Source organism: Haemophilus paracuniculus, from assembly GCF_002015115.1.
Classification (GTDB): Bacteria; Pseudomonadota; Gammaproteobacteria; order Enterobacterales; family Pasteurellaceae; genus Haemophilus_E; species Haemophilus_E paracuniculus.
In genome coordinates this window covers 106,340-132,125 of sequence record NZ_MUYA01000007.1, presented here as the reverse complement: position 1 = coordinate 132,125, position 25,786 = coordinate 106,340, and the positions used below count along the sequence as shown (strand labels likewise).

The 25,786-nt window shown below is 45.2% G+C and carries 19 protein-coding genes; 12 read left to right on the top strand and 7 right to left on the bottom strand.

Annotated elements, in window-relative coordinates; translation table 11 throughout:
* Positions 1–184: 184 nt before the first annotated feature.
* Entirely contained in the window at positions 185–1,387 is a 1,203-nt protein-coding gene (locus B0187_RS05605) for an aromatic amino acid transporter (protein WP_078236881.1), read from the bottom strand.
* 97 nt (positions 1,388–1,484) lie between these two features.
* Positions 1,485–2,258, bottom strand: coding sequence for an alpha/beta fold hydrolase (locus tag B0187_RS05600; RefSeq protein WP_078236880.1), 774 nt, complete (start codon positions 2,256–2,258; stop codon positions 1,485–1,487).
* A gap of 117 nt (positions 2,259–2,375) precedes the next feature.
* On the opposite strand from B0187_RS05600, the gene seqA reads away from it, so the two are divergent.
* The 3 genes from seqA to mscK are packed head-to-tail and all read left to right on the top strand — an operon-like array spanning position 2,376 to position 7,610.
* A complete protein-coding gene (gene seqA / locus B0187_RS05595) occupies positions 2,376–2,933 on the top strand; it encodes a replication initiation negative regulator SeqA (RefSeq protein ID WP_078236879.1) in 558 nt (185 codons plus the stop codon).
* Between the two features lie 5 nt (positions 2,934–2,938).
* Positions 2,939–4,321 carry an o-succinylbenzoate--CoA ligase gene (gene menE, locus B0187_RS05590; RefSeq protein WP_078236878.1) on the top strand — a complete coding sequence of 461 codons (1,383 nt, stop codon included), beginning with the start codon at positions 2,939–2,941 and terminating at the stop codon, positions 4,319–4,321.
* Entirely contained in the window at positions 4,311–7,610 is a 3,300-nt protein-coding gene (gene mscK, locus B0187_RS05585; RefSeq protein ID WP_078236877.1) for a mechanosensitive channel MscK, read from the top strand. The genes menE and mscK overlap by 11 nt, the downstream gene beginning before the upstream one ends.
* Before the next feature lie 31 nt (positions 7,611–7,641).
* Here the strand turns inward: mscK and B0187_RS05580 are convergent, their stop codons facing one another.
* Together B0187_RS05580 and bioD are read right to left on the bottom strand one after the other, a co-directional pair.
* Positions 7,642–7,971: a DUF496 family protein gene (locus B0187_RS05580; protein ID WP_078236876.1), complete on the bottom strand. Its 330-nt coding sequence runs from the start codon at positions 7,969–7,971 to the stop codon at positions 7,642–7,644.
* A 71-nt stretch (positions 7,972–8,042) separates the two neighbouring features.
* On the bottom strand, positions 8,043–8,762 hold the full coding sequence (bioD, locus tag B0187_RS05575) for a dethiobiotin synthase (RefSeq protein ID WP_078236875.1): 720 nt from the start codon (positions 8,760–8,762) through the stop codon (positions 8,043–8,045).
* 227 nt (positions 8,763–8,989) lie between these two features.
* Between bioD and envC the strand changes: the two genes are divergently transcribed.
* The 4 genes from envC (at position 8,990) to rplY (ending at position 16,302) form a co-directional block, all read left to right on the top strand.
* Positions 8,990–10,144 (top strand): murein hydrolase activator EnvC, encoded by a 1,155-nt coding sequence (envC, locus tag B0187_RS05570; protein ID WP_425432439.1) that lies wholly within the window; start codon positions 8,990–8,992, stop codon positions 10,142–10,144.
* A gap of 44 nt (positions 10,145–10,188) precedes the next feature.
* Entirely contained in the window at positions 10,189–11,988 is a 1,800-nt protein-coding gene (tamA, locus tag B0187_RS05565) for an autotransporter assembly complex protein TamA (protein WP_078236873.1), read from the top strand.
* The gene (gene tamB, locus B0187_RS05560) at positions 11,989–15,894 is read left to right on the top strand and encodes an autotransporter assembly complex protein TamB (RefSeq protein WP_078236872.1); all 3,906 of its coding nucleotides are present in this window, start codon (positions 11,989–11,991) and stop codon (positions 15,892–15,894) included.
* Between the two features lie 120 nt (positions 15,895–16,014).
* Positions 16,015–16,302, top strand: a complete 288-nt coding sequence (gene rplY, locus B0187_RS05555; protein ID WP_078236871.1) for a 50S ribosomal protein L25 — start codon at positions 16,015–16,017, stop codon at positions 16,300–16,302.
* A gap of 63 nt (positions 16,303–16,365) precedes the next feature.
* Here rplY and cmoA read toward each other — a convergent pair whose 3' ends face one another.
* Positions 16,366–17,091, bottom strand: a complete 726-nt coding sequence (gene cmoA, locus B0187_RS05550) for a carboxy-S-adenosyl-L-methionine synthase CmoA (RefSeq protein WP_078236870.1) — start codon at positions 17,089–17,091, stop codon at positions 16,366–16,368.
* 92 nt (positions 17,092–17,183) lie between these two features.
* On the opposite strand from cmoA, the gene pepP reads away from it, so the two are divergent.
* The 5 genes from pepP to B0187_RS05525 all read left to right on the top strand — a co-directional run bounded on the left by pepP (position 17,184) and on the right by B0187_RS05525 (position 23,241).
* Positions 17,184–18,479, top strand: a complete 1,296-nt coding sequence (pepP, locus tag B0187_RS05545) for a Xaa-Pro aminopeptidase (RefSeq protein WP_078236869.1) — start codon at positions 17,184–17,186, stop codon at positions 18,477–18,479.
* Between the two features lie 80 nt (positions 18,480–18,559).
* Positions 18,560–19,639 (top strand): 3-phosphoserine/phosphohydroxythreonine transaminase, encoded by a 1,080-nt coding sequence (gene serC / locus B0187_RS05540; protein WP_078236868.1) that lies wholly within the window; start codon positions 18,560–18,562, stop codon positions 19,637–19,639.
* A 73-nt stretch (positions 19,640–19,712) separates the two neighbouring features.
* Positions 19,713–20,795, top strand: a complete 1,083-nt coding sequence (gene aroC, locus B0187_RS05535) for a chorismate synthase (RefSeq protein ID WP_078236867.1) — start codon at positions 19,713–19,715, stop codon at positions 20,793–20,795.
* 135 nt (positions 20,796–20,930) lie between these two features.
* Positions 20,931–22,334, top strand: coding sequence for an asparagine--tRNA ligase (gene asnS / locus B0187_RS05530; RefSeq protein WP_078236866.1), 1,404 nt, complete (start codon positions 20,931–20,933; stop codon positions 22,332–22,334).
* A gap of 223 nt (positions 22,335–22,557) precedes the next feature.
* Positions 22,558–23,241, top strand: a complete 684-nt coding sequence (locus tag B0187_RS05525) for a 2,3-diphosphoglycerate-dependent phosphoglycerate mutase (RefSeq protein ID WP_078236865.1) — start codon at positions 22,558–22,560, stop codon at positions 23,239–23,241.
* A gap of 106 nt (positions 23,242–23,347) precedes the next feature.
* Here the strand turns inward: B0187_RS05525 and aroA are convergent, their stop codons facing one another.
* Together aroA and hisC are read right to left on the bottom strand one after the other, a co-directional pair.
* Positions 23,348–24,646: a 3-phosphoshikimate 1-carboxyvinyltransferase gene (gene aroA / locus B0187_RS05520; RefSeq protein WP_078236864.1), complete on the bottom strand. Its 1,299-nt coding sequence runs from the start codon at positions 24,644–24,646 to the stop codon at positions 23,348–23,350.
* Between the two features lie 45 nt (positions 24,647–24,691).
* On the bottom strand, positions 24,692–25,786 hold the full coding sequence (gene hisC, locus B0187_RS05515; protein ID WP_078236863.1) for a histidinol-phosphate transaminase: 1,095 nt from the start codon (positions 25,784–25,786) through the stop codon (positions 24,692–24,694).

Below are 25,786 nucleotides of genomic sequence, written 5' to 3'. Positions count from 1 at the left end.
TCAATATGCTATGTCTTTTGCAGTGGGTTTGCAATAAAATTTACAAAAAAAGTGTGGGTATTCGGGGCTTTAGAGGAATTTTTAGAAAATCGTATTGTTCTTTTATATCTATCTTTATTTATGGAATAAAAAATGGGACTAGCGAAATTTTCGCTAATCCCACCGCTTGTAAGGAAATTGTGGATTATCCCACTACTTTTGGTAATAAACCTGCTTCAATTAAGTTCGGGACGAACATAATGATTAAGCCTAGCACCAATGCCACGAGCAAGCCGAGGTTGCCGCCCATTACGCGGTATGGCAGGTCTGGGTGTTTTTGTCTTAAACGCCACGCCATTGCCACGGGTAGCACTAAGCCGTAGAAAGTGAACATTTGACCTGCAAAGGCAAGCACCGATAAAAATTCATTACGATAAAATAATGTAAGTGCTAATACTGGAACAAAAGTAAGTAAGCTAATACTGATTCGATTAGCCGCAATATTTACACGTTTGAATAGATCATCTAAGCAATCTATCAATGCAAGAGAAACCCCTAAGAATGAGGTAATTAGTGCAAGTGCAGAGAAAAGAAACATTGCGTTACTTAGCCATTTACTTCCTGTGGCTTGATAGGTCGCTGCTACTAAACCGTTGAGGGTTGGATCTTGGCGGATAATTTCCACGAATTGCATTTGGTTGAATACGCCGTGGGTTGCCATTTGCCATAAAATGTAGGCAACGAGTGGAATGGCAGTACCGCCAATAATCGCAATGCGTAAGCGTTTTACATCGCCGTCAAGGTAGCTGTTAATACTTGGGATCACCACGTGGAAGCCGAACGATGTAAAGAAAACGTTACTGGCTGAGATGATCAGTAAGTATTGCAACGGCATTGCCCTGAGGTTTTCTATTGTCACTTTCGGCAACATCATAAAGAGTACGAAAACAAACGTGATTAATTTCAATATAAATAGTACGCGAGTAAAACCATCAACAGTTGTTGTACTAATTGAAACAGCTCCTCCAAAAATAATTACAAATAAAATAATTGAGATATCTTTGTTGTTAGACAAAAATTGAATTGGAAGAGTATCGCTACCCCAACCAGCATAAAAGGTTAAAATAGCATACATAAAAATAATGAGGGTAAGCGTGGATACTACACGCCCTATCATTCCAAAGTGTTGTTCAGCAAGGGTAGCGATTCCTGCATCTTGGCGTTCCGCTTTTTGATAGACCTCAACAAACAGTAACGCACTATATGAAAGTAAAACCCAAAGTGCAAATAACAGCACTAATGTATAGCCAAAACCCATTTGTGCGGATGCGAATGGCATTGTTAACATTCCCGCCCCGATCGTTGTTCCTGCAACGATTAAGGCACTACCAAATGTTTTGTTTTGCATAGTAAAACCTCAAAGAGAGTTGTTATAAAAAGGACGATATTCTAACAGAGAAATAGTCAGTGTAAACTTTTTTATAGAAAGTAAACAAAATTGAACACTATAAAAAACGTTGAATTGCTCGAATAACCGCCTCAGGCTTTTCGGCGTGTACCCAATGATCGGCGTTTGCTACCACAAAAAATTTCGCCTGTGGAAATTGAGCGAGGATCGCTTCGCTATCTTCTGCCTGAATATAATCGGACAATCCCCCTTTAATAAAGAGAGTAGGGCGGTCGAAATAAACGGGTTGCCAATCCATTATGTTGAGATAGTTTTGGTGTAGGCTTGCCAAATTAAAACGGAAACGCCCCGCTTGTTCCGCATCAAAGGATTTCAGCATAAATTGCTGTTCGCCCTCAACGGGGATATGCTCGGCAATCACATTTTTTGCCTGTTGGCGAGTGGTGGGCTGGGCTTGTTGCACCGCAAATAATCCCGCAAAAATATGATTATGGCGGTGGGTGGGGTTTTTAACGGGGGCGATGTCGATCACGATCAGCTTTTCAATCCATTCAGGGGAGAGTTGAGCCAACATCATTGCGGTTTTGCCCCCCATTGAATGTCCGACCACAATCGCAGGATCTAGGTTGAGATGTTGGAACAGATCTCGCAGATCTTCCGCCATTGCAGGGTAGTTCATTTCATCGGAATGGAACGACTGTCCGTGGTTACGAAGATCCACCCGCAAGATGTTGTAATCATCGGAAAATCCACGAGCGATCACGCCGAGATTGTTGAGATCCCCAAATAATCCGTGCAGGAAAACCATTGTTTTTGCCTTGGGATTTAAGGCGGCAGGTTGATATTGATAATGTAATAAATTTTTTTGCATTGTATGAAAAATTGTACGGTTAAACAGGTGAGATCCTATTAAAAGATCCAAAAACTGTATTATAATACGCAGAATTTTTTTGGATCAATTTTAATTCGTCAAACAAGGGGATCACGAGTGAAACAGATCGAAGTTGATGATGAACTGTATCAATATATTGCCAGTCGCACCCAATTTATCGGCGAAAGTGCGTCCGATATTCTTCGCCGTTTATTGCGTTTGCCGTCTTCGCCGCAGCCGTTCGTGCTAGTGCAACAAGGCACGATTGAGGGCTTGAAAGAACTCGCCACGCCGAAAAAACAAGGGAAAAAAGATTATAGTGCTGAAATTGCACAGCAGTTAGAAGCCTTGTTTAAATCGAATGAATTTAAAGGACAAACCAAAATGGTGGTGCGATTTTTGCAGGTGTTAGGGGTGCTTCATCAAGCAGATCCCGAGGGATTTGCCCGAGCCACCGAAAGCGTGCAAGGCAGCGAACGCCGTTATTTCGCTCACAACGAGCAAACCATTCTGGCAACGGGCAGCGGCGTGAAAGCGAAGCAAATTCCTGATTCTTCTTATTGGGTGATTACCAATAATAATACCGCTCGCAAAGGGCTGATTTTGATTGGGGTAATGGAAGCGATGAACGTGCCTCAATCCCTTATCGAGAAAACCCAAAAACTCTTTCAATAATTCCAATGGTTAAATTTCCTTGCTTTCCAACCGCTTACTGGGCAGAGCAGTCTGCTCAACAGGTAGCTATTCGGTGGAAAGGGGGAAATTCCTCTGAAATTACAATCACTTGGGCAGAATTGGAGCAGCAAATCCGCCAACTCATTTCCCTGTTACAAGCAAGAAAAATTCAACCGAATACGTTGGTCGCCTATTGCGGCTCGCACCGTTTAACGGACTTGCTCTGCTATTGTGCAGTGCTAGCGTTGGGCGGGCGAATTTTAATGCTCAACCCTCAATTAACCGAGTTTCAGCAACAACAGATTTTGGCGGAAAATGGGGTAGAAATTTGTCTGACCGATCAAGATTTTATTGAAATTTCACAAAATCCACCCGCTTGTTTAGGGGAATTTTGCCCCGAACAACCCGCCACATTTACCCTCACATCGGGATCTTCGGGATCGCCGAAAGCCGTAGTGCATAGCATTCAAAATCATCTCGATAATGCCGAGGGCGTGTGCGAGTTAATGGCGTTTGGCAACGCAGATAGTTGGCTGTTGAGCTTGCCGCTGTTCCACGTTTCGGGGCAGGGCATTGTGTGGCGTTGGTTGTTGCAGGGGGCGACCCTGGTGATTTGTGAGCAGAAAGCGGATTTTTACCCCACCCTTGAACAGGTTTCCCACGCTTCACTTGTGCCAACCCAACTACAACGCTATTTGCAGACCGTTTCCCACCATTCTCATTCACAAAAAATTTTGTTAGGTGGGGCGAGTATTCCGCAAAATTTGGTTGAGCAAGCAAAAAAGCAAAACGTTGTAACGTTTTCTGGCTATGGAATGACGGAAATGGCATCAACCATTTGTGCGGAACCGCAAGGTTTACAAACGGTCGGAAAGCCATTAAAAGGGCGGGACGTGCGGATCGAACAGGGCGAAATTTGGGTGAGAGGGGCTGGTTTGGGGCTGGGCTACTGGAAAAATCCAAAAATCCTACCCCTTGTAAACGAACAAGGCTGGTTTGCCACCAAAGACGGTGGCGAGTGGACGTCAGACGGCAAGTTGCAAGTAAAAGGGCGGCTGGACAATATGTTTATTTCGGGGGGGGAAAACATTCAGCCCGAACAGATTGAAAAGGTGCTGTTTCAGTCGAATTTGCTGAAAAATGTGTTTGTTGTGCCGATTGACGATATCGAATTTGGCGAACGCCCCGTTGCCTTGGTGGAATTTGAAACAGAATTTAACGAACAAGCGGTCGGATTATTAAAAATTTTCGCTCAACAGCGACTGGAAAAATTTAAACAGCCGATCTCTTATTTCCCCTTTGATAGCGAAAAATGGCAGCAGGGCGGGATTAAAGTCTCTCGTAAACAATTAAAAGAATATGTGAAGGAATTTAAAAATGATGTTTAGAAAAATTTGGTTAGCATTATTTTTAGCCATTATTTCTTCGTCTGTAATGGCGAATGATAGTCAAATTAACGAAGAAGATATTAAATCGCAAATCAATGCGATTAAATCGGGGGTAAATGGCTCGCAAAATACCAATGCTCAAACGCAAAATTTGGGCAGTGCATTATATTTTATTGAGCAAAAACGTAATAGAGAGGCTCAAATTGTTCAATTAGAAGAACGCATTAAAAATCTTCCTGCGGAAAATAATAAAATCGCTGAAAGTATTCAAGAATTAAAATTAGCGATTAACTCTGTGTCAGCGAATGCTTATCAGCCCCTTTCCATTGCAGAATTAGAAACTCGCCACACAAGCACCCAGCAGAAATTGCAGGTGATTCAAGCTACGATTAACGATTTAAATTCCACCTTGGATTTAGATCGTAATTTAGTTACCACCAGTCAAAATGCGATTGCGGAAAATGTAAAACGCCTTGATGAAATCAATCGGCTACGCAATAGTATTCAAATGAGCCAATCATTAAAAGATAAATTAACCGCTGAAATTGATTATATTCAAACCGATGAAAAATATAATGCATTATTGATTCAATACAGCGATAACATTATTAAATTTGATGAAATCAAACGTAATGAGGCGAATTTACAATCCCAATTATTGCAAAAGCAATTAACGGTGATGCAAGATGTGCTGAATGAAAAACGGTTAAAAGATTCTCAGCAAAAAGCCTTGCAAATCGAAAGCCAAAAAGAGAATAGTTCGATTTTAAATTACTATATCAAAGAGGAATTAGACACCAATATCGAATTGGGGAAATATCTCTTACAGCAAACCCAACGCTTAAATAGTTTATCCCAAGATAATTTGCGAATTAAAAATGTTCTCGAAAGTTTAACCCAAACCCAACGCAACATTGAGGAACAAATTAGCGTTTTACAAGGGACGCTTGCCTTGTCTCAAATTATCAATAAACAGAAACAATCATTACCAACGGGTAATATCGTTAAAAATTTATCGGCATCCATTGCCAATTTGCGGGTGGCGATTTTTGAATATACCCAACAGCACGATGAACTTTATAATATTGATGAATATATTAAAAAGGTAAATGAAACCCAAGAAGAGCCTTTCTTAGAAGAGGAAGAAATGGCGTTCCGTAATTTATTGACGGAACGCAAAACGATTTTAGAAGATATTATTAAAACCCTAAACAATGAATTAACCATTTCTAATCAAATTGAAAGTAATCAAAAACAAGTTACCGCCATTAGTGATTCATTACAACAGAAATTACAACAGCAAAGTTTCTGGGTAAAAAGTAATAATCCGATTGATTTTGCGTGGTTAAAATCCTTTCCAAAATTGGCGATTTCTGAATTAAGTGAATTATCGGCTTATATTGGATTTGAAAATTTAAATGCCAACCTTGCCCCAACTTTGGCATTTATTTCATTATTGCTGATTTTATATGCGTTAATTGTGTGGAAAAAACCGCAAATTAAACGCCGTTTATCGGCAATCGCCAACGATGTAAACACCCTCAAACGAGATAGCCATTGGCTGACCCCAGAGGCAATGTTCTGGACGCTAATCCTTGCACTACAAAGCACCTTATTGTTTACGGTGTCGTATAGTGTCGTGGTCTATTTTTTCTTTGATGATCCCCTGTTAGGCTGGCGTTGGGGCTTGCAGTTGTCGTTAATTTGGCTTTTCTTCGCCACCGTGCTTTCGCTGTTACGTCCGAACGGCATTGCGTTCCGCCACTTTGGAATGCCACAGGCGAGTAATGCGATTTTTGAACGAATTATCCGCTTGTCGATCTGGATCGTGGCATTGTTGGTGGTTTCTTATGTTCCGTCTCAGGTGGAAATTATCGGTTTTGCCAATGATGTGATCGGGCAGGTAATGACAATTGTAGCCCTTGCGTTGTGTTTATTTGTGGTGCGACCGCTACTCAGCAGAGGGATTCAAGAATACGCCAACACCCGCAACGAGGACGGCACAATCCGTAGTATCAGCCTATTTAAGCTGTTGCAATTAGTTTTAATTATCGCACCGCTTACCTTGATCGTACTGATTGTAATGGGCTATTACTACACGGCGGTTTATTTAATTAGCCACCTGCTCAACACCTATTTTGTCGCGTTAGTTTGGGTGTTTGGTCGCTATTTTGCTTACCGCTCGGTGGCAATTTCCGCCCGCCGAATGGCATATCGCCGTTTGCAAGAAAAGCGTGAAGCGTTGCGAGCCCAACTGAATGAAACGGGTAAAGAAGAGCCGAAAGAGAAAACCGATGATGTGATTAAACTCTCGGTAGTCAATCAGCAAATTTACCGAATGACGAACTTAATCGGCTGGGTTATTTTAGGGACGTTGCTCTATATGATCTGGTCGGATCTATTGAGCGTTGCCTACTATTTAGACGGCGTGATTTTATGGGAAAGCGTGGACGGCACGCAGGTCGAAACTGTTACCTTGCTCAACTTGCTACGAGCGGTGGTGTATTGCGTAGTAACTTACGCCCTCGTGAAAAATATCGCGGGTATTTTAGAAATTACCCTCTTTTCTCGGATTAAGCTCGCCAAAGGTACGCCACACACCGTCAGTGCCGTGTTGAGTTACATCATCATCGTGATCGGTAGCGTATCCGCATTCGGGGCGTTAGGAATCTCGTGGGGCAAGATCCAATGGGTCTTCACCGCCCTTTCAGTCGGTCTCGGTTTCGGGGTGCGTGAGATTTTCGGCAGCTTTGTTTCTGGCTCGATCCTACTGTTTGAACGCCCGATCCGTGTCGGCGATAAAGTTACCGTAGGGCAGCATACGGGCTTTATCACTAAGATCCGCCTGCGTTCCACCACCTTAATCAATTCCGACAATATGGAAGTGGTACTACCAAACCAAGCCTTTGTTACGGATCGCTTTATCAACTGGACGCTCAATAATACGATCACCCGCCTGCAAATTTTCCTCAAAGTCAATTACGGGGCGGATTTGGATTTAGTGCGTGAGCTGTTATTCCAAGCAGTTAGTGAATCGCCAAAAGTGATCGCCGATCCAAAACCAGAAGTAAACATTCTTAATTTCAGCGAAAATGCGTTGGAACACGAATTGATCGTTTTTGTCGGCGAACTCGGCGACCGCACCGAAACCACCAATTTCCTACACTACCGCATTAACCAACTGTTCCAAGAGCATAATATCCGTTTTGCGTTCAAACAGCTTGATGTCCATCTGCACCCAGCGGTGTTGAATGGGAATGTGGTAGAGAATGTTGCTCAAAAAGCATAACTGTAAGGGGTAAGATTTCTCAAAATTTTGACTACTTATCCGTTTTACCGTGCTTGTGTTCTGCCATTTTATGGCGGATTGCTCGGCGTTCTTTGGAAAGTTCGGCGTTGCGGATCATATAGTCATCGACACGGCTTTCGTAGTCATCACGCATATTTTGGATAATCGCACGCACGTCAGCAATCGACATTTCGTTCGTGATGTATTGATCCAAATTTTCTAACAAAAGAACGCGTTTTTGGTTATCACGGATTTTACGGTCGTTATCCGCCGTTTCACGGTGCAATTTATTTTTTAAGCGATAAAGATGCACATAATCCAACATATCTTGGAACGATTGTTTTTTGGTGGTTTCAGCCATTTGATAGCCCTCGTTGAGTGAAAAAAGAATAGCGTGAATGCTAGATCGTTTCACGCTATTCGTCAAATTATTTACTTGCGGAAATAGTGAAATAAAGGTTCAGGATTTTGAATAAATTGTGCCAAATCTTTCTTTTCAGGGCTGCCGATGTAGGGAATTTGCCCTAAAAGCGGTGCATCAATTTTTTGGCTTAACAATTCGATCAGTTCTGCATAATGGCGTAGCCCAGGGTTTACCCGATTAGCGACCCAGCCAACCACTTTTACCCCTTGTTGTTTCATTTTTTCGGCGGTGAGTAGGGCGTGATTGACGCAACCCTCTTTGATGCCGACCACTAAAATCACGGGCATTTGGTGGCTTTGTACCCAATCGGCAAAGCTAAGATTTTTATTGATCGGGGTCAGCCAGCCGTAAGTGCCTTCCACCACAACGTGGGGGAATTTCTTCTGCAAGCGGTCTAAATCTGCATTTAATTTTTCAACGTGGATATTCCGTACTGCGTCCAACGCTGCAAACACTGGGGTGCTGGAATGAATGAACGAATAACTGTTGATTTCTCGATAATGCACGGGCGTGGCACAACTGGCTTGAATAGTCAGCACGTCCGTATTATCTTCGCAGGCATAATCATCGGCGTTTGGTTCGGTCGGTAATGAATCATCGCCCCCGCAGGCAATCGGTTTGTAGCCCACCACGGGAATTTCATATTGATTTAGCACTTGTAAAATCGCACGGGTAACGATAGTTTTTCCTACGTTGGTGTCCGTGCCTGCAACAAAGAGCGTTGCCATTTTTCTATCCTCAAAACATACAAATTGTTAATAGTTTAGCGTAAAATTTAACAAAACTTTCTGCGTTCGATCAAAAAACGTCAACTTTATTCGGGATAAATGGAACATTTTGGGTGGAAATAAATCCTAATATAGTTATTTAGAGCCATTTTGATTAGAATAGTCAGATTTTTCTTTCGTTTTCGGATTTGAGTAGAGGATTTACCGTGCAATTTCATCGTTTATCTATTTTGCTTATTTCGCTCGGGGCGGTGGTTGCCGTGCCTGCGGTGGCGAATACCAATCTTTCCCAAGCCCAGCAAAAAATTAAACAGCAAGAGAGCAAAATTGCCGAACAACGCAAAAAGCGTGATTCGTTGCAATCGACCTTAAAAAATCAAGAAATTGAAATGGGGCGAGTGCTGGATAAATTGCAACGCACGGAAATGAGCCTCTCGGAAATTCGTAAAACGATTAAAAACACCGAGCAAGAAATTCAAAAGCTAGAAAAACAAGAGGCAGAGCAGAAAGAGCGGTTAAAAGCACAGCTTGATTCGGCATACCGTTCGGGGATTCACCCCTCTATTTTAGAGCGATTGCTGTCGGCGGATGCCAAAGAAGCAGATCGAATGAGTACCTATTACAAAAATATGAATCAGGTGCGAATTGATGCGATTCACGAATTACGCAAAACCCAAGCAGAATTAAAAGCTCGCCGTGATGAATTACGCGGGCAACAAAAAGGTCAGCAGGTGCAACTTTCTGATCAGAAAAAGCAAGAAAAAGAGTTGAAAAAGGTGCAAAACGAGCGTGAAAGTACGTTACGTTCGATTGATAAAGATCTCGCCCAAGATGAAAATCGGCTAGATGCGTTACGCAGTAACGAAAAAGCGTTGCGTGATCAACTTGCGAAAGCGAAACAAGAGGCAGAACGCCAAGAAAAAGAGGCGATAGCCAAACTGGAAGAAAAAACCAACAAAGAGCAGAACCGCAAAGCCACCGAGCAGGAAAAACAGCAGGTGCGAGCAGGTTCGGGCTTGGCGAAATCGGGCAAATATATGATGCCTGTTTCGGGCAAGGTGGTTACGCCGTTTGGTAATGGTTGGAATGGGATTGTGATCCAAGCCCCGCAAGGTTCGCCGGTGCGAGCCATTGCCGCAGGACGTGTGATTATTGCCGATTGGCTACAAGGCTACGGGCAAATGGTCGGCATCGATCACGGCAACGGCGATATTTCGCTTTACGGCTTTAACCAATCCTTATCGGTGCGAAAAGGTAGCCGTGTTCAAGCTGGGCAAGTGATTGCAAGTGTCGGCAACTCGGGCGGTCAAAGCCGAGCGGCACTCTATTTTGGTATTACTCAAAAAGGAACGGCAGTAAATCCACTCAAATTAGTGCGATAGCAAGCGGTTAGATGTTGGAAAATTTTAGAAAAAAGGGGAATTTAATGCGATTAGATTATTTAACGGCTTGCTGTTTATTGGCATTTAGCACAATGGCGTTAGCGGAAGAAACCACCTCAACGGAAACGCAAGAAGCAAGCGAACAAGAAGCTACCGAACAAGTTGAGGCAAAGGTTGATTTGGAAATTAAGGGGATTAAAGAACAAGCCCCCGAGGCGTGGGATAATGTGAAGATCTTCGTGGATCGTTTTTCCAATGAAGAACGAGATGGCTCAGAGCGTTTTCAATATCAATTACAGCAGCAGGTGGATAAAGCCCTGCGTGCCAAAGGCTATTACAACACCAAATATCAATTTGTCGAAACGCCACGGGCGGGCAAAAAGCCATTGTTAGTGCTGAATGTGGAACTCGATAAAGAGCGTGTCAAAATTGACGAAACTGAGATCAACATCACAGGGCAGGGCAAAACCGATGAAGCCTTTGAGCAGTTAGTCAAAACCGCCCCGAAAAAAGGGGCGATCCTCGAACATAATGTTTACGATAGTTTTAAAAGTAGCTTAGAGGGGCTGGCTTACAAGCGGGGTTATTTTGATGCGGAATGGCTTTATCATCGCTTGGAAGTTTATCCGAAAGAGCATTCCGCCGATTGGCGTTTGGGCTACGACACAGGCGACCGCTACCATTACGGCAAAATTACCTTTAAGGATAGCCAAATTCGGGAAGATTATTTGGAAAATATCCTCAAAATTAAATCGGGCGATCCTTATCTCGCCAACGATTTATCCACCCTCACCACCGATTACTCTTCGAGTAACTGGTTCTCGTCCGTGTTGGTTGAGCCAGATATTGACGAAAAAAATAAGGTGGTGGATCTTGATGTTCGTTTTTACCCTCGCAAGAAAAATGATGTGGAAATCGGGATCGGCTATGCCACCGATGACGGTCCACGCCTGCAACTTAACTGGAAAAAGCCGTGGCTTAATGATCGAGGGCATAGCTTAGAAACCAACACTTATCTCTCTAAGCCTAGCCAATCTTTTGAATTTGGTTACAACATTCCTGTGAAGAAAGATCCGATCTATCAGTATTACCAAATTTCGGGGGGAATTGAGCGAGAAAACCGAAACGATACCAAATCCACGGCGGCAAACTTAGGTTTCCAACGTTTTTGGAACAGCGAAACGGGTTGGTCTTTTTCAACGGGGGTGAAAGCCCGTTACGATGCCTTTACGCAGGGGAACGACAAATTTAAAACTTTATTGATTTATCCGACCGCTTCCGTGGGTTACAAGCGGTCAGATGGCAACCGTTTTCCGCTATGGGGCGAATCCCACAAATTAACAGTAAATTGGGGTAATAAAGTTTGGTTGTCGGACGTGAATTTTTATAGTGCCAAATTTTCAACCGCTTGGATTCGCACTTTCTTCGATAATCATCGTTTCTTCCTACGAGGCGAACTCGGTTATATGAAAGCAGGGGAATTTCAACGCATTCCGCCAGCCTTGCGTTACTTCGCAGGGGGCGACAATAGCATTCGGGGTTTCGGCTATAAAAACATTTCCCCACGGGATAAAGACGGCAAACTCACGGGCGGTTCACATTTGATGACGGCAACCGCCGAATATCAATATCAAGTTTACCCAAATTGGTGGGCGGCAGCCTTTTATGATACGGGCTTGGCGGCGAACGATTTCAAAAGCACCAACCTAAATAGTGGTGTCGGCGTGGGCGTGCGTTGGGCTTCGCCGATTGGGGCGGTCAAATTTGACATCGCCACCCCAGTGCGTTCGCCAAATAAAGAAAAAGGCATTAAGTTTTATATTGGGTTAGGGGCAGAGCTGTAAATGGAACCACAAATCGAACAAATTCAATCAGAACAATCGCCACCGCCAGCCAAACCAAAAGCGAAGAAAAAACATTGGTTTTGCCGAATTTTTGGGCTGTTATTGCTGTTGTTAATCGGCTTGATCGCCTTTTTGATTTCAGGGGCAGGGCAACGCACGGCATTACAAATGGTCGAGCGATTTTTGAATAATCAGCTCACGTTCAGCCAAATTGAGGGAACGCTACAAGACGGCTTAAAGCTCACGAACGCCAAATACACAATGGACGGCGTGGAAGTCAATGCAGGCGAGGCGAATATCCATATTGGTTTCCAATGTGTGATGAAAAAAGAGGCGTGCCTTGAAAATCTTGCCTTGAAAGATGTGTCGGTGGCGGTCGATACCAGCAAATTGCCACAATCCCAAGAGGAAAGCAAACCGCTGGGCGAAATCAAATTGCCGATTCCCGTTTCCGTGAAAAATATCTCGCTCGAAAATGTGCAAGTGAAAGTCGATGAAATGGACGTAAGTTTGCAACGTTTTCAATCGGGCATTTCGGGCAAAGAGAAAGATATTCAACTTTCGCCAACCACCATTGAGGGCTTGACCCTTTCTCTCGCCCCACAAGCGGTGAGTTCTGAGCAAAAATCGGCAAAAGCCAAAAAAGCGGTGGATTGGAAAGAGATTAAAGCCCAACTGGCAAAACCGATTTTGACGAAGCTCGATCCGATCAAATTACCGCTGAATGTAGCTGTGCCTAAAATTGAGGCGAAAAATATTCAGATTGAGCAAAAAGTCAAAAATAAAGACGGCTCGTTTGGCTCGCCACAATCCCTCGTTAAAGTATCCTCTGCATTGATTGAAGGGCAGTCGGACGAGGAAAAAGTTGAGCTACGCAAATTTGATGTGAAAACCGACAAGGGCAATATCGCAGGCAAAGGGTCGCTAAAATTAGACGGAAACTACCCCCTTGCGTGGGCGTTTACCGCTAATTCGCCAGCTTTGCCTGAATTTAAATTGCCAGCAAGCGAAGTCAAAGCGAACTTGGACGGCGAACTATTCGGCAAAACGAAGTTAGCGATTGAGACCAAAGGGGCGGTTGCGGCTTCAATTAAGGGTGATGTGCAATTATCGCAACCCAAAACGCCCCTCAATTTAACGATAAAAAGCGACAATGTAACGTATCCATTTGTCCCAGAAAAGGGCGTTGATCCCCTTAAATTGAAAAATGTAAATTTGGCGTTATCGGGAAATTTGCTTAATTATCAGTTAGATACTAGCCTGAATGCGAGTGGAATGGGGATTCCAACTGCCGATTTGCAACTGAAAGGCAAAGGGGAATTAACCCAATTTGAATTAAGCGATTTAACCCTCAACGCCTTGCAAGGCAAAGCGAATTTGGTGGGGAAAGTCGATTGGCAAAATGGGGTAGAGTGGGACGCCAAAGCTCAACTGGACGGCATTAACACCAAATCCCTCACCCCTGAATGGGCGGCAATTTTGTCGGGCGTGCTGAATAGCAAAGGCTATGCAGGGCGTGGCGAGAAAGGCGATGAATGGTCGGTGGACGTATCCAATATGGATATGAAAGGCAACTTAATGCAGAAAAATTTGCAGTTGCAAGGTGCGTTAAAAGCGGATTCCAAAACCCTACTCAACGTGGATAACGCCACGCTGATTTACGGCGAAAATAGCATCGCAATGAAAGGGATTTTAGGCGAAAAATCCGATTTTGTGGCGGATATTAAAGCCCCGAATTTGCAAGGGCTAGTGCCAAATCTCAAAGCCAACATCAACGGCAATGTGCGTTTATTAGGTAAAGTGAGCGAGCCGAGTTTGAATTTGGATTTGGTGGCGAATAATGTGAGTTACGATCAATTCAAACTGAATAGCCTGACCGCAAAAGGCAAAGTAACCACCGAAAAAACTATTCAAGGTGATCTGGAATTGGCGGTGCGTCAATTTGCGTTTGGCGATGTGAAAGTGGATAACGCCACCATTTTGGCTTCGGGCAGTGAGGTGGATCACAAATTGCAACTGACCTCAAAAGGCACGCCAGTGGGGGCGAATTTGCAAATTTCGGGGAAATTCGACCGCTTGCAACAGGTCTGGAAAGGGCAGTTGAGTAACATTACCATTCAATCCCCTGTCGGCGACTGGAAAAATGATCAGGCGATCAACCTCACTTATAACAACAAGCAGATCAATGCGAATGTGTCGGCACATTGCTGGCGAAATCCGAAATTAAACCTCTGTTTCCCGCGTGCCTTTAACGCAGGACAAGAGGGGAATGTGCCGTTTGAAATTCGCAATTTTGATTTGGCGGCGATCAAAGAGTATTTAAGCCCAGACAGCCAATTAACAGGGCAAGTGAATGCCAAAGGCGATGCCTCTTGGTTTAAAAATAAACAGCCCCAAGTAAACGTGGAATTAAATTCCAATGGGATTAAATTCGTTCAGCAATTAGAGGGCAAAAAATTCCCTCTCACGTTAACCCCCGTGAAAGTGGTAGCGAACCTTGCCGATAATAATTTAAAACTGAAAACGGACGTTAAAATTGAGAATAATGGGCGTTTGAACACGGATTTAGTGATTAAAGATATTGCCCAAAAACGTGCGTTATCGGGTTCGATCAATATCGATCAAATCAATCTGCAACTGGTTAAACCGCTCTTATCCAGTGGCGAATCCGTCAATGGCAATATCAATGCTCGCTTAACCGTTGGGGGAACGGCACTTTCGCCGTTGTTATTCGGTCAATTTAATTTAACCAACCTGAAAGCGAAATCCGTTTCAATGCCGTTTGACGTTACTAACGGTAATTTGAACATTAACTTTAACGGCACGAGTTCGACTTTGAGCGGAAAAGTGCAAACGGATCAAAGTGCCCTTTATTTAGAGGGCGACGCGAACTGGCGGAAACTGGATGCGTGGCAAACCCGTATCAGTGCGAAAGCGGATAGATTTAGGGTTGAAATTCCGAATATGGCAAAAGTGGAATTTACCCCAAATATCGAAGTAAAAGCCAACCCGAAAGAGCTAGTGCTTGGCGGCACTATTGATATTCCGTGGGCGAGAATTGAGGTGGAAAGTTTGCCAGAAAGTGCGGTAACGGTCAGCGATGATGAAATCATTATTGACGGCACGAATGTCTCGAAGAAAACCACCAAATTGGATATTCCTGTTCAGCCGAAAAGCTCGGGAATGGCGGTTAAAGCCAATGTGAAAATCAATATCGGCAACGATGTGAAACTAAGTGCCTATGATCTCAAAACTGATTTAGACGGTTTGATTACCGTTCGTCAAGGCAAACAAGGGTTGGGCTTATACGGGCAAGTCAATCTCAAAAATGGGCGTTATGCGTCCTTTGGGCAAGATTTGTTAATTCGCCGTGGGGTAATTACCTTTGCGGGCTTGCCGTCTCAGCCGACCCTCAACATCGAGGCGATCCGCAATCCAGAAGCAATGGAAAACCCCAATGTGGTGGCGGGGCTACGCATTACGGGCTTGGCGGATAGCCCAGAGGTTAAAGTATTTTCTGAGCCGTCAATGTCGCAGGATCAAGCCTTATCCTATATTTTGACGGGGCGTTCCCTTGAAAATAGTGGCGATGCAGGGTCAAGCAACTCAATCGCCGCAGCGTTACTCAGTATGAGCCTGTCGAAAAGCAGTAAATTAGTCGGTGGGGTAGGTAGTGCATTCGGCATTTCTGACCTTAGCGTAACCACCGCAGGGATTGGCGATAACACCAAAGTAGTGGTAAGCGGTAACTTTACCCCACGTTTTAAAGTGAAATATGGGGTCGGGATTTTTGCCCCACTCACGGAATTGACTTTACGTTATCGCCTCGCCCCAAGTTTGTATTTGCAATGGATGTCGAGCATCAACCAAGCGGTCGATTTATTCTATCGTTTTGAGTTTGACTAATGGCGACAAACTCACTATAATTCGCCCTCGACTTTTTAGTCGAAGTATTCGTGAAATAGCTGGGTCGCCTGCTATTTTGTAACTTAACGGGATTTTCCCATTTTTATAGAGATGTAAACTATGTCATTCAAATTTGAAGCAGAAGTTCGTTCAACGCAAGGTAAGGGTGCGAGCCGCCGCCTGCGTCATAATGGTCAAGTGCCTGCAATCATCTACGGTGGTAACGCAGAGCCTGTATCAATCGTGTTAGATCACGACAAAGTAAACAACGCACAAGCACAAGATGCGTTCTACAACGAAGTTTTAACCATCGTTGTTGCTGGCAAAGAAGAGCAAGTAAAAGTACAAGCGATTCAACGCCACCCAACCAAGCCAAAATTGGTTCACTTAGACTTCAAACGTGCTTAATTTAGCCATCTAAGTAAAAAGGCTTTTTCATTTTTTGAAAAAGCCTTTTTGTTTATAAAAGTTCTATCTTTTAACCGCCACCATCGATCCAAAATTAAAGCACTGAAACCACAATTCTACTTGGGAAAAGCCCGCTTGTTGTAGGCGTTGTTTGTGGGTATCGATGCTGTCGGTGAGCATTACGTTTTCGAGGGCGGAACGTTTTTGGCTGACTTCCAGTTCGCTGTAACCGTTGGCACGTTTGAAGGTGTGGTGAAGGTCGATCAGCAATTCGTTCATCTCACTGTTTTCAAAGGTAAATTTTTCTGAAAGCACCAAAATGCCATTCGGATTTAGCCCTTGATAGATTTTGGTCAGCAGCTGCAAGCGGTCGGATCTTGGCAAAAATTGCAAGGTAAAATTCAGCACCACCATTGAGGCGTTTTTGATTTCCACTTGGCGAATATCATCGCACAAAATATCCACGGGAATGTCCGAGTGGTAAGCGTTCAAATGGGTGCGGCAACGTTCCACCATTGGCAACGAATTATCCACCCCAATAATCTGCACATTCGCTTTTTTTACGTTGCGGCGGATCGACAAAATCCCTGCCCCACGCGAGCAGCCCAGATCGTAAACATTGGAATTATCGGTAACGAAACGTTCGGCAAGCATTCCAATTGCGGTAATAATGTTGGAATAACCAGGTACGGAACGCTGGATCATATCGGGAAACACTTCCGCCACGCTTTCATCAAAGGTAAAATCGCCCAGCTTCTCAATCGGGGCGGAAAATAGAGTATCTTTCATCTTGCTATTTAACTTCGCTCAAAAATGCGGTATTTTACCCCAAATCATCGCTGGCTATGCGAAAATTTCAATTATTTTCAAAAGGAACATTTATGGATCTCGCTTATCTCGCCCAACTTCCCCCACAAGAATTTATCGACCGCCGCCGCCGTGTGTTTGAGCAAATGCAAGACAATTCGGCGTTCATCATTTTTACCGAAACCGAAAAACGCCGTAATGCGGATTGCGATTATCTGTTCCGTGCCGACAGTTATTTTTGGTATTTAACGGGTTTTGGCGAGCCAAAATCGGCGTTGTTGCTAATTAAACGGCAGGGTAGGGCGGAAAGCGTGATTTTCGTTCGCAACAAAGATCCGCTGATGGAAACGTGGAACGGTCGCCGTTTAGGCGTGGAAAATGCACCGCAGGCGTTGAATGTCGATCATGCGTTTGATATTGAAAACATCGAGGCAATTTTTGCGGAAAAAACGCAAAATCTGACCGCTTGTTACTACGCCAAAGGCGTGCAAACGTGGGGCGATGCGCTAGTGGCGAAGCATTTTGCCGAACCGATCGATTGGCAGCCGATGCTGTCGGAAATGCGGTTGATTAAATCCACCGCCGAAATCGCTCTGATTCAGCAGGCTTGCCATATTTCAGCGTTAGCCCATCTTCGAGCGATGAAACAAACTCGCCCAAACCGCTATGAATTTGAAATTGAGGGCGAAATTCAGCACGAGTTTTCCCGCTTTGGGGCACGTTTCCCTGCCTACAATCATATCGTGGCGAGCGGCGAAAATGCTTGCATTTTGCACTATAACGAGAACGATCAGGTGCTGAAAGCGGGGGATTTATTGCTGATCGATTCGGGGGCGGAATTTGCACATTATGCGGGCGATATTACCCGCACCATTCCGATTAGCGGCAAATTTTCCGAAGCCCAACGGGAATTGTATGAAATCGTGCTAGAAGCCTTGAAAGAGGCGACAAAACTGCTTGTGCCACAAAGCTCAATCAAGGTAGCGAACGACAAAGCGCTCCGTATTATGACCGAAGGGCTGGTGCGATTAGGCATTTTACAGGGCGAAGTTGAGCAGTTAATTGCCGACAAAGCCTACCGCCAATTCTATATGCACGGCTTGGGGCATATGTTGGGGCTGGACGTGCACGACGTGGGCGAAATCGGCAAAGAGCGAGATCGCCCCCTTGAAGTCGGAATGGTGCTGACGGTCGAACCAGGGCTTTACATTGCAAGCGGTGCGAATGTGCCAGAAAAATACAAGGGGATCGGTATTCGGATTGAGGACAACCTTTTGATTACCGAATACGGCAATAAGAACCTCACCTGCGGCTGCCCGAAAGAGATTGCGGATATTGAGGGGATAATGGCAGGGAAAAACGAGATTTAATGCAAAAAATTTCCCACAAATTCAAGGCTTTTAGTTAGAATAAATCCATTTTAAATTCACTTTATAAAGAGGCAAACACAATGACACAAGTCTATAATTTTAGTGCAGGGCCGGCGATGATGCCGACTGCCGTGTTAGAGCAGGCTCAACGTGAGCTGTTGAATTGGCAGGATCAGCACACTTCGGTGATGGAAGTGAGCCACCGCGGTAAGTTGTTTATGGAACTTGCTACGCAATCGGTGGCGGATTTGCGTGCCTTGTACAATGTGCCAGACAATTATCAAATCCTGTTTTTGCAGGGCGGTGCGAGAGGGCAGTTTGCAGCGTTGCCGATGAATTTGATTGGCGAGAAAGGCAAGGCGTTGTATTTAACCAGCGGACATTGGTCGGCAACGGCGGCGAAAGAGGCGCGCAATTTTGCCGAAATTGATGAAATCAACATTCTTGCCGAGGGCGAATTGCGTGTGGATCGCCTTGATTTTAGTGAGATCGCCGACAATTACGATTATGTCCATTACTGCCCGAACGAAACGATTAGCGGCGTGGAAATTTTTGAGGTTCCAAAGGTCGGCAATGCAGTGTTGGTGGCGGATATGTCGTCCAACATTCTTTCCCGTCAAATCGACATCAGCAAATTCGGCGTGATTTACGCAGGGGCGCAAAAAAATCTCGGTCCAGCAGGGATTACGATTGTGATTATCCGAGATGATCTGATCGGCAAGGCTCGCCAAGCCACGCCGTCCATTTGGAATTATGCGACCCAGCGTGATGCCGATTCAATGATCAACACCCCCCCAACTTTTGCGTGGTATCTCTGTTCCCTCGTGTTCAAACATCTATTGGCGAACGGCGGTTTGACAGCGGTCGAAAAACGCAATCAAGCCAAGGCGGAATTGCTTTATCAATATCTGGATAACAGCACCTTCTACCGCAACGAAGTGGCGAAAGCAAACCGCTCATTGATGAACGTAACCTTTACCACAGGCGATGATGAACTCAACGCAAAATTTGTGGCGGAAGCCACCGCTTGCGGTTTGCACGCTTTGAAAGGGCATAAAGTTCTGGGCGGAATGCGTGCCTCAATCTACAACGCAATGCCGATTGAGGGGGTGCAAGCCCTCATCGACTTTATGCAAAAATTCGCACAACAACATCAATAATCTCATTTGCAAGCGGTAGGATTTTGAAAAATTTCTGATGATCCTACCGCTTGCTGATCAAAAAGGAATCACAATGGCAGGCAACAGCATTGGACAATTATTTAAAGTAACCACCTTTGGCGAATCGCACGGCATCGCCTTGGGTTGTATTGTGGACGGCGTTCCGCCCAATATGGCATTGAGCGAGGCGGATATTCAGCCCGATTTAGATCGCCGTAAACCCGGCACTTCACGCTACACCACCCCTCGCCGTGAAGATGACGAAGTGCAAATTTTGTCGGGCGTATTCGAGGGCAAAACCACGGGAACGAGCATTGGTTTAATCATCAAAAACGGCGACCAACGCTCAAAAGATTACGGCGAGATTATGGATAAATTCCGCCCAGGTCACGCCGACTACACCTATCAACAAAAATATGGCATTCGTGATTATCGTGGTGGCGGACGCTCTTCGGCACGCGAAACCGCAATGCGAGTGGCGGCTGGGGCGATTGCCAAGAAATATCTGCGTGAACAATTTGGGGTGGAAGTGCGGGGCTATTTATCTCAAATTGGTGAGGTCAAAATCAATCCGCAAACCGTTGAAAACATTGAGAAAATTGACTGGCAACAGGTAAACAGCAATCCATTTTTCTGCCCAGATCCTGTCGCGGTGGAACAATTTGATGAGCTGATCCGTGAGCTGAAAAAAGAGGGGGATTCGATCGGGGCAAGATTAACCGTAATCGCTGAAAATGTGCCAGTCGGCTTAGGCGAACCTGTGTTTGACCGCCTTGACGCTGACCTCGCCCACGCTTTGATGTCGATTAACGCCGTCAAAGGGGTGGAAATCGGCGACGGCTTTGCGGTGGTCGAGCAAAAAGGCAGCCAACACCGCGACGAAATGACCCCAGAGGGCTTTTGTTCCAACCACGCAGGCGGCATTTTAGGCGGTATCAGTTCAGGGCAACCGATTATCGCCCACATCGCCCTCAAACCAACGTCAAGCATTACCGTGCCAGGCAAAAGCGTCAATCTCAACAACGAGCCAGTCGAAGTGATCACCAAAGGCCGCCACGACCCTTGTGTCGGCATCCGAGCCGTGCCAATCGCCGAAGCAATGATGGCGATTGTGTTACTCGATCACCTATTACGCCATAAGGCACAGTGTCGCTAATCACAAGCGGTAAGTTAAGGGGCGTTTTTACGCCTCTTTTTTGTAAAGAGCGAATAATATCCTTATCTTTCTCGTGATTTTCTTGTAGAATACGGGACAATTTTTTATGTGAAATTCCCTATTTTTGAGGTGCAAATGTCAAAATTTCCTTCCGTTTCTGAGATCCTATCGGGCAAAGTTGCCGTAGGCGAAGAAGTGTCTGTGCGAGGCTGGGTGCGTACCCGCCGTGATTCTAAGGCTGGTCTTTCTTTTTTAAGTGTGTATGACGGCTCTTGTTTTGATCCGATTCAAGCGATTGTGAATAACGATTTAGCCAATTATCAAGATGAAGTCTTGCGTTTAACCGCAGGCTGTTCAGTGATCGTAACGGGAACAATCGTGGAATCGCCAGCCGAAGGGCAAGCGGTTGAATTACAAGCCAAAAATGTAGAAGTGGTTGGCTGGGTGGAAGATCCCGACACTTACCCAATGGCAGCCAAACGCCACTCGATTGAATACTTGCGTGAGGTGGCACACCTTCGCCCTCGCACCAACCTCATCGGGGCGGTGGCACGCGTTCGCCACTGTTTAGCCCAAGCGATTCACCGTTTCTTCCACGAGCAAGGTTTTTACTGGGTGGCAACGCCGTTAATCACTGCGTCAGACACCGAAGGGGCGGGCGAGATGTTCCGTGTTTCGACCCTTGATCTAGAAAACTTACCACGTGGCGAAAACGGCAAAGTGGATTTCAGTCAAGATTTCTTCGGCAAAGAGGCGTTTTTGACCGTATCGGGTCAGTTGAATGGCGAAACCTACGCTTGTGCATTGAGCAAAATTTATACGTTCGGTCCAACATTCCGTGCTGAAAATTCCAACACCACTCGCCACTTAGCCGAATTCTGGATGGTTGAGCCAGAAATTGCGTTCGCCACCCTTGCCGACAACGCCAAACTTGCCGAAGATATGTTGAAATATGTGTTCCGTGCCGTGTTGGAAGAACGCAAAGACGATATGCAATTCTTCGCCAAACACGTTGATAGCAACGTGATTACACGCCTTGAAAACTTTATCAACTCGCCATTCGCTCAAATTGACTACACCGATGCGATTGAGGTGTTGCTCAAATCAGGCAAAAACTTCGAGTTCCCTGTCGAGTGGGGGATTGACCTCTCGTCTGAACACGAACGCTATTTAGCGGAAGAGCATTTTAAATCGCCAGTGGTGGTAAAAAACTACCCGAAAGACATCAAAGCGTTCTATATGCGTCTTAACGATGACGGCAAAACCGTGGCGGCAATGGACGTCCTCGCCCCAGGCATCGGCGAAATTATCGGCGGTTCACAACGTGAAGAGCGTTTGGATGTGTTAGATAAACGTATGGTCGAAATGGGCTTAAACCCAGAAGATTACTGGTGGTATCGTGATCTGCGTAAATACGGCACTGTGCCACACTCAGGCTTCGGCTTGGGCTTCGAGCGTTTGATCGTTTACGTTACGGGCTTACAAAATATCCGTGAAGTGATCCCATTCCCACGCGCACCGAGAAATGCGAATTTCTAAGCAATGAAAAGCAAAAATGGACAACAAAAGTTGTCCATTTTCTATCTGCATGTTGCGAAATCATATAAAAACTTGTATTAGTGCGTTTATGATAGACCATTCGCTTTATGTGTAACTTATGTTAGAATGGGTCAATTTCAGATCTCACTCAATTTCGCATAATGTAGATTATGTTAAATTGAATAACGTTTTCTTTTTAATCATATCAACCATAGGAGTCATTATGGAATTAGTCTTTATCCGTCACGGTTTCAGTGAATGGAATGCGAAAAACTTATTTACAGGCTGGCGTGATGTTAATCTCACCGAGCGTGGGGTTGAAGAAGCCAAAGCAGCGGGTCAAAAATTAAAAGCGGCTGGCTACGAGTTTGATATCGCGTTCACTTCTGTCTTAACCCGTGCGATCAAAACCTGTAACATCGTGTTAGAAGAATCTAACCAATTATGGATTCCACAAGTGAAAAACTGGCGTTTAAACGAGCGTCATTACGGTGCATTACAAGGTTTAGACAAAAAAGCGACCGCTGAACAATACGGCGATGAGCAAGTTCACATCTGGCGTCGTTCTTACGATATTTCGCCACCAGATTTAGATCCAGCAGATCCAAACTCTGCCCACAACGACCGCCGTTACGCTCACTTACCAGCGGACGTCATCCCGAACGCAGAAAACCTCAAAATTACCTTAGAGCGTGTTTTACCATTCTGGGAAGACCAAATCGCCCCTGCCCTACTCTCTGGCAAACGCGTTCTTGTCACCGCTCACGGTAACTCATTGCGTGCGTTAGCGAAACACATCATCGGCATTTCAGACGCAGACATTATGGATTTTGAAATCCCAACAGGTCAGCCGTTAGTGTTAAAATTAGACGATAAACTCAACTACATCAGCCACAATTATCTCTAATTTCAAATCGTAAAAATCCCCTTAAAGTTTCTGCTTCAAGGGGATTTTATTTTCAAGCAAGCGGTTTGATTTTGTGAAATTTTGATAAATCTAACTGCTTACATTTCTAGCTATTTACCACTAATTTCGCAAATTCCTCAAAATAAGTCGGGAACGTTTTGGCGGTACATTTTGGATCAAGAATGGTTACGGGCGTATTGGATAACGCAATCAGCGAGAAGCACATCGCCATTCGGTGATCGTTGTAGGTGGCGATTTCGGCGTGCTGGAATTGCTCCAATGCAAGGGGTTGGATTCGGATAAAATCTTCGCCCTCTTCCACTTCTGCCCCGATTTTACGCAATTCGGTCGCCATTGCGGTAAGGCGGTCGGTCTCTTTTACACGCCAGTTGTAGATATTGCGAATCACGGTTTCACCCTTGGCAAATAAGGCGGTGGTGGCAATCGTCATCGCTGCGTCGGGAATGTGGTTCATATCCATATCCACCCCGTGCAAATCGCCCTGCTCGGCTTGGATAAAATCCTCGCCCCAAGTGATTTTCGCCCCCATTTTTTCCAACACATCGGCAAACAAGCGGTCGCCTTGAATCGAATTTTTACCAATCCCCGTAACTTTCACGTTGCCTTTAATCGCCCCTGCTGCAAGGAAATAAGAGGCAGATGAAGCATCGCCCTCAACCAGATATTTTTGTGGCGAAACATAACGCTGATTACCTTTCACTGAGAAAGTTTGATAATTTTGGTGCGACACGGTAACGCCAAAATCTTTCATCATCGCCAACGTAATATCAATGTAAGGCTTGGAAACCAACTCGCCGATGATTTCAATTTCCATATCGCCGTTCGCCAGCGGTGCAGACATCAACAACGCCGTCAAAAATTGGCTGGAAATCGAGCCATCAATCTGCACCTTTCCGCCCGTCAAACCTTTATTGCGAATAACAATCGGCGGATAGCCCTCGTTTTCCAAATAGCGAATATCCGCCCCAACTTGGCGTAACGCATCGACCAAATGCTTGATCGGACGCTCTTTCATACGCGGCTCGCCGGTCAAAATCACTTCCGCCTCGCGCTGCCCTTTCAAACATAACGCCGCCGCCAACGGACGCATTGCCGTGCCAGCATTGCCCAAAAACAACGACAAGCCATTTTGCCAATCAAACGCACCGCCCACGCCCTGCACCGTACATTCGGTTTTATCTGCCGAGAGCTGATACTGCACGCCTAACGCTTTCAACGCATTGAGCATATGGCGAATATCATCGCTGTCCAATAAATTGGTTACGGTTGTCGTGCCATCAGCCAACGCCGCCAACAACAACGCCCGATTTGACAGGCTTTTCGAGCCAGGTAAATTGATTTCCCCTTCCACACGGGAAATTGGGTTTAAAGTGAGTTTTTCCATTTTTTATTCCGAAAAGAGTGAAATTTTTAAAAATTTAACCGCTTGTTAGCCCAAAACTTTCAACAACGCCCCAAACAAGCGGTCGTTTTCGCTTGGTAAGCCGATGCTGATGCGTAGGTGGTTTGGCATTCCGTAGCCTGCGATTGGGCGGACGATTACGCCTTCACGCAATAACGCTTCGTAAATCGGGGCGGCAGGGCGTTTGAAGTCGATGGTGATGAAGTTGCCTTTGGATGGGATAAATTCTAGCCCCTGTTGTTGGCAAAATTGCTCGTAGCGAGCCATTTCCAAGCGGTTATTTTCGGCAACTTTTGCAACAAAATCGTCATCTTGCATTACCGCCACCGCCGCCGCTAACGCAAGGCTGTTGCAGTTGAACGGTTGGCGGACGCGGTTGAATAAATCGGCGATTTCAGGGTTGGACACCGCATAGCCAATGCGTAGCCCTGCCAAACCGTAGGCTTTCGATAGGGTGCGACAAATCACTAAATTTGAATATTTTTGCAAAAGTTTGAAGGAATCTACCCGCTCGCTTTCGGCGGTAAATTCGGTGTAGGCTTCGTCTAGCACCACGATCACGCTTTCTGGCACTTTGGCGAGGAAAGCGTCAATTTCCGCTTCGCCGAGGAAATTGCCCGTTGGGTTATTCGGGTTGGCGATGTAGATCAGTTTAGTTTTGTCGTTGATTGCATTGAGGAAGCCGTCTAAATCGTGTCCCCAATTTTTTGCAGGAATTTCACGAGCGACCGCATTGATCGCTTTGGTAACGAGCGGATAAACGATGAACGCATATTGCGAGTAGATAATTTCGTCCGTCTCGTTGGCGAAAGTGTGAGCGATTAACTCTAATAAATCGTTCGAGCCATTGCCAAGCGTGATTTGATTCGGATTCACGCCAAACTTGCGAGAAATCGCCGCTTTCAGCTCAAAACCGTTGGCATCGGGGTAACGAGTTAAATCGTTCAGTTGTTGGGAAATCGCCTGTTTGGCACTCTCTGGCAAGCCAAACGGATTTTCATTGGAAGCGAGCTTGATGATGTTGGAAATGCCTAGCTCACGCTCTAATTCCTCGATCGGTTTGCCAGCTTGATAAGGGGAAAGGGACTTCACTCCCTCGTTTGCGATGTTGATATATTGCAT